The organism is Microcystis sp. M53603_WE2, from assembly GCF_030065435.1.
Map to the genome: position 1 here is coordinate 1 of NZ_JASJFF010000595.1, position 6,137 is coordinate 6,137.

The following is a 6,137-nucleotide window of genomic DNA, read 5'->3' on the forward strand; positions in this document are numbered from 1 at the left end:
AAAGTGCCGACCTTTGGAGTGATTGGGGGGAAAATTCAGGTACTTTTTCCCTGAAAATTAGGTAATTGACCCCCTGAAAATGGGTAAAACCCCACACCCCACACCCCACACCCCACACCCTGCCCCCAGGAAAAGCTTTTTGCCGCAAACCCTACTTAGGGTTTTTTTCGGGGAATTCCTCGCAAGGTTAAAACATCATCGAGGGTGGAACAATAGTTTTTTAAACCAAAATCAGCAGGAGTATAGGTTTTAATGTGGGTGAAGTGGCGATAATTCATTGCAAAACGGTCCCATGCTTCCATCTGCAAGTTAAAAACTTTGATAAAAAAGTTAGCAATGGTTAAAGATAAAGGAATGCGAAAATAGATTTTTTTGTTTAAATAAGTACAGATTTCCTCCACTGCTTGGTTAGCTGTTGTGCGTTGATTGCCTAGAACAATTTTGCTTTCTGGTGCGGGATTTTCGATTAAATAATTCACCACTTGAGCTATATCTTTGGCATGGATAAAATGAAAACTGCCATCAGCTTGAAACCAACGCACTAAACCGATATATTTCAACACATCCGGTAAACCGCCATAGATATGAGAATAGGGTTTATTTTCGTCACCACCTAAGACAAAAGTGGGGTATAAAGTGATAATTTTATCGGCGATTTCTAGGTCAGTAAATTTACTATAACAAATATATTTAGTGCGGATATAATTAGTTCCTATCTCCCCAGCTTCGGGTAAAGGTTGATTATTTTGATTGAGAATGCTGGCAGTGGAAAAGTAGAGGACTTTCTCGCAGATTTGAGCATCTAAATAACTAATTAATTCTAGGGTTTTTACCACATTAATCTGATAACTTTCCTCCTCTCCTCCCCAACTGGTAGCGATTAAAACCGCTATATTCATTGTTTTTAAAAGATCGGCATATACCCCAATATTTTCCATATCGCCTAAAAGTATATGAACATTTGATCGCCCTTGGTAAGTAAATTTTAACTTCTCGGGATTACGCACTAAAAAATATACTTCATAGTCGGGATTTTCCAGTAAAATCTCAGCGATATAATGCCCAATACAGCCACTCACACCCGTTAGAAATATTTTTTTCATTATTTTAATTGATACGGCAGAATTTAGGGGACAGTGTGAAAGTAAAAAGTGAGTCACGGGTTCGGATTTTGGAGAGCTGCATCTAAACTTTGCAGAAATATCAAAAATGAGTAATGGTCAGTGACTCTTAAATTATTACAAATATATCAGCAGCTGCGTGTAAGCATCCCACAAAAAAACTAATGCGCGGGGGGTTCGGGGGAGGCGCTTCGTCCCCCGACGGGGGGTTTGGGGGGTAGAACCCCCCAAGAGTCTGGATTGGAAACAAACAACCTAGAAAGCACAGTTTTTTAACAGAAGTTATCAGAGAATCCCAACTTAGTAGATTTTAAATTATGGGATGCACTCTTAGGTGTTGGGTGTTACAGACGATTTCCTTACCTCCTAACCCCTATTCCCTAAACCTTGATCACGACATCCTAGGCGTGAACTGCTAATAATTGATCCGCTTGTTTAGCGGTTTCAAAGAAGAAACGCACGTTATCTTCAGGAGTTCCCACCAAAACACCATGACCTAAATTAAGAATATGACCTTGATTACCTGCTTTACGAATAGTATCAATAATCCGCTCGCGAATAAAAGACTGGGAACCGAATAAAACCCCCGGATCGATATTACCTTGAACCATCATCGATTTACCTAAACGCTGTCTCGCTTCGGCCAGATCCACAGTCCAATCGACGCTAATAATATCAACCCCCGATTTACCCATTCTTTCCAAAACGCCGGCGCTGCCACTAATGTAGAGAATTAACGGTGTATCGGGATGGGTTTCTTTCACCAAACGAACTACTTTTTGTTGATAGGGTAAGGCAAAAACATCGTAATCTTGGGGAGTTAATTGACCCGCCCAAGAATCGAACATTTGTACCACTTGCGCCCCACAATCGATTTGATAACGGACATAGGTGGCAATCATATCCGCTAATTTATCTAAAAATTGGTGCAGTACCGAGGGTTCCGAAAAAGCCATCCCTTTAATCACAGAATAACTTTTAGAACCTTTCCCTTCCACTGCATAGGCTGCTAAAGTCCAAGGCGCTCCGACAAAACCGAGGACAGTGGATTTGTTTCCCACCTCTTGACGTAGGGTTTTTAAAATCGTTTTGATAAAAGGTAAAGACTGATCGGGATCGAGGGGATTAAGTTGGTCCACCTGCGCTTGAGTACGAATGGGAGAATCGATAATCGGCCCCTTACTTTCGATAATATCAAAGGGAATACCAATTCCCGCCAAGGGAGTGAGGATATCGGAGAACATGATCACCCCATCCGGTTGAAAAGCACGCCAGGGTTGCAGGGAGATTTCGATCGCTAAATCGGCATTTTCCGATCTTTCCCGAAAACTGGGGTATTTATCCCGCAATTCTCGATAAATCTGCATATAACGTCCTGCTTGTCTCATCATCCACACGGGAGGACGGGGTAAGATTTCTCCTTTGGCAGCGCGTAATAAATAAGGTATTTCAGGGGAGTCAGTCATATCAGGATGATTATTCTATTGCCTTTTCTACGGTATCATCCCCCGTACAGCTAATTTTTCTGGTTTTTCCTTAAGAATTGTTAACGAAAGTTATCCCCCTTTGCATTGAAACTGGGTACTGGAAATTATAGTACAATCTTTTGGTTTGAGACAGGGTGTAGAGTGTAGGCTATAGGGATAAGTTGATAAAATCTATGGCGGATTCAAAAATTCAATCTTCCCGAGTATTTAAGAGTTTGGCAGGAGGCCGTAAATTTAGCTGAAAGTTGCTATCGTCTCACTAAAACTTTTCCCAAAGAAGAGCTTTATGGGATGACAACACAGATTCGCCGAGCTTCGGTGTCAATAGCAGCGAATATTGCCGAGGGGTATGGACGCAAAACCAGGGGAGAATACATCCAATTTTTGTACATAGCTCAAGGTTCTCTCAAAGAGTTGGAGACTCATTGGTTAATCTCTCAAAGAGTTGAACTAGCTTCCCCTCAGAGCGTCAATCCTATTCTTAATCAATGTGAATCAGTAGGCCGACTCCTGCTAACTTTGATTCGCGCTCTTGAAAATAAATAACCCCCACACCCTACACCCCACACCCTACACCCTACACCCTACACCCTACACCCTACACCCTACACCCTACACCCCACTCCCCACCCTGGGATGAACTCGACGCAATCGCAAGGCATTCGTCACCACGGAAAGGGAACTTAAAGCCATGGCAGCACCGGCAATAATCGGATTGAGCAGAAAAGGATAGAGGACTCCGGCAGCGATGGGAATGGCAATCAGGTTATAAATAAAAGCAAAAAAGAGATTTTCTTTGATATTTCGCATTGTTGCCCGACTTAACTCAATAGCAGTCACAATTCCCTGTAAATCTCCCGAAATTAAGGTTATATCGCTTGCGGCGATCGCTACATCAGTCCCCGTGCCAATGGCAATACCTAAGTCCGCTTGCGCCAATGCGATCGCATCATTGATGCCATCTCCAACCATGGCGACTATTTTCCCTTTTTTCTGCAAATATTCGATTTTTTCGGCTTTTTCTTGGGGACGGAGTGCGGCAAAAAAGCGCCGGATACCCAACTCGCTGGCGATCGCTTCTGCGGTTTCGAGGTTGTCCCCCGTCATCATCATCACCTCTAAGCCCATTTTTTTGAGCTTGGCGACCACTGAAGAAGAAAAAGGTTTTAAAACGTCGGAAATGGCAATCAACCCCTCTAAATGCCCGTTAACCGCTATCCAAGCCACGGTTTTTTTCTGCCATTCCCAATCGTGGGCGACTTTTTTAAGAACTTTTGTTTCGATCCCTTGACTTTCTAACCATTGTTGTGTACCGATTTGCACTAAATCCGACCCGACTTTTCCCTGCACTCCTGACCCAGTTATTGAGTCAAATTCGGTTACTTCTAGGGTTTTAATGGCGTTTAACCGCCCATATTTAACTATTGCTTCTCCTAACGGGTGTTCAGAATGATTCTCCACCGATACGACTAACTGCAGCAGCGATAATTCCCGTCCATCCCCCACCCCCTCGCGAGTCAAGAAGTCCGTCACCGTTGGTTTACCCTGGGTGAGAGTTCCGGTTTTATCTAGAACAATAGTAGTAATGCCCTGGGCTAATTCTAAACTTTCGGCATTTTTAATTAAAATTCCCTGTTTTGCTCCCTGTCCTGTTCCCACCATAATCGAGGTGGGTGTAGCTAATCCTAGCGCACAGGGACAGGCGATAATTAAGACTTCCACCATTGTAATCAAAGCGAGGGTGAGATTACCCGTGCGGAGAATCCAAAATAAGAAAGTTATTACCGCAATAATCATCACCACCGGCACAAAATAAGCGGTCACTCGATCGACTAATCTTTGTATAGGTGCTTTTGATGCTTGCGCGGTTTGCACTAATCGGACAATCTGAGCTAAAACCGTATCTTTTCCCACCCGTAACGCTTGCATTTGTAGGCTACCGGTTTTATTAATTGTCGCACCGATTACCTGTTGATTGACGGTTTTTCGCACGGGTAAACTTTCCCCCGTCACCATCGATTCATCAATGCTAGAACTGCCTTGGATAATTATGCCATCGACGGGAATTTTTTCCCCCGGACGCACTAAAATTATATCTCCTACTTTCACCTCTTCTATTGGTATATCTAGCGTCTGTTCTTCCCTAATTACCCTAGCAGTTTTTGCCTGTAATCCCATTAATTGTTTAATAGCGGCGGCCGTTTCTTTTCTGGCACGTTTTTCGAGGAAACGACCGAGTAAAATCAGAGTAATGACGATAGCTGATGCTTCGTAATAGACATGGGAATTAAACCCCTGTTTTTCGATAAAATCGCTCCCGAAGGTTAAAAACAGGGAATAAAAATAGGCGGCACTGGTTCCCAAAACTACTAAAGTGTCCATGGTGGCAGTGCGATTTTTAAAGGCTTTCCAAGCATTTTTATAAAAACTTTGACCACACCAAAATTGGACGGGAGTAGCGAGAATTAATTGTAATAAGGGAGCGTGTAACCAGTGGGGAATAAAAGATAGAGATAAACCCGTCATCATCGGCAAAGAACCGATAAAAAGTATAATGCTAATAACAATAGCGATCGATAGTTTGGTGAGAAGTTCTTTTTCTGGCCTGGATTCGAGATTAATTTCCGTTATCGGTGTAGCTTGGAAACCGGCATCCCTAACTTTTGCTTGAATAGTGTTAAGATCGGTACGCTTGGGATCATAGTCCACATCCACCTGTTCCATGCCAAAATTAACTTGACATCGAATCACTCCGGGGATAGATTTAATTATCCGTTCGATCGAATCAGCACAACCAGCGCAACTCATCCCGGCGAGTTTGAGAGTTTGATGGGTCATAATGTTAATAGCAGCGGAAGTCAGCAAGAAAATCCCCTGCAGCAGAGTTATATCTTTAGCATAAAATATTCCCCTAGCTGCAGGGTCAAGAATCCTCTGTTAATTTTTCTGAATAGATATGAAGAAATGTCTAGAAATATTTCCAAAAAACGGGATAGAGAAAACCAAGCTCTTTCTGCGGCATCAAGTAGCATAGTTTACTTTGTTTTCTTTGGCAGAGTCTATCCAAAATCTCAGACATTTGTTCCTAATGAATGCCCATTCTGATAGCTTCTTGAATGGCTATCTTTTGCCATGGGTTGGCTTTTAATTTAAACTCTATGACTACGGGCTCGACCTCTCAACGGATTTAGTATCAGACTATGTTCACATTCTTCTTACTTACCCACCCCTGATGCTCTTAAGTGGGTTAATAGCCACCCTAAATTATGTTGGTCAGGTTTCATCCCTTCGGCAAAATCGAGGCTCTTCACCCGACATTCAAGATAAATATCGGGTGTATTAGGCTGCCCTAACACACCCAGAAAAGATTTTAGGAAAAATTAACCGACTACACAGAGAATATCCGATGCGTGACTAGCGGTATTCACTTTCTCATCTACATGGCTAATTTTGCCTTCTGCATCGATGATATAGGTGACGCGCTTAGAATAGCCACCCCCATCCACATCATAAGCTTTGGTGATAGCAC

3 protein-coding genes and 2 pseudogenes are annotated in these 6,137 nt (G+C 42.7%); 1 reads left to right on the top strand and 4 read right to left on the bottom strand.

The genetic code is table 11. The features are described 5' to 3' along the window. Nucleotides 1-155: 155 nt before the first annotated feature. A complete protein-coding gene (locus PX481_RS12570; protein ID WP_004159602.1) occupies nt 156-1,103 on the bottom strand; it encodes an NAD-dependent epimerase/dehydratase family protein in 948 nt (315 codons plus the stop codon). A 419-nt stretch (nt 1,104-1,522) separates the two neighbouring features. Next, entirely contained in the window at nt 1,523-2,587 is a 1,065-nt protein-coding gene (hemE, locus tag PX481_RS12575) for a uroporphyrinogen decarboxylase (protein ID WP_004159603.1), read from the bottom strand. A 194-nt stretch (nt 2,588-2,781) separates the two neighbouring features. On the opposite strand from hemE, the pseudogene PX481_RS12580 reads away from it, so the two are divergent. Continuing rightward, a pseudogene (locus tag PX481_RS12580) lies at nt 2,782-3,154 on the top strand (four helix bundle protein). Between the two features lie 66 nt (nt 3,155-3,220). Here the strand turns inward: PX481_RS12580 and PX481_RS12585 are convergent. Together PX481_RS12585 and PX481_RS12590 are read right to left on the bottom strand one after the other, a co-directional pair. After that, entirely contained in the window at nt 3,221-5,446 is a 2,226-nt protein-coding gene (locus PX481_RS12585; RefSeq protein WP_080603644.1) for a heavy metal translocating P-type ATPase, read from the bottom strand. A gap of 542 nt (nt 5,447-5,988) precedes the next feature. Then, nucleotides 5,989-6,137, bottom strand: a pseudogene (locus PX481_RS12590) (peroxiredoxin); the annotation flags it as partial.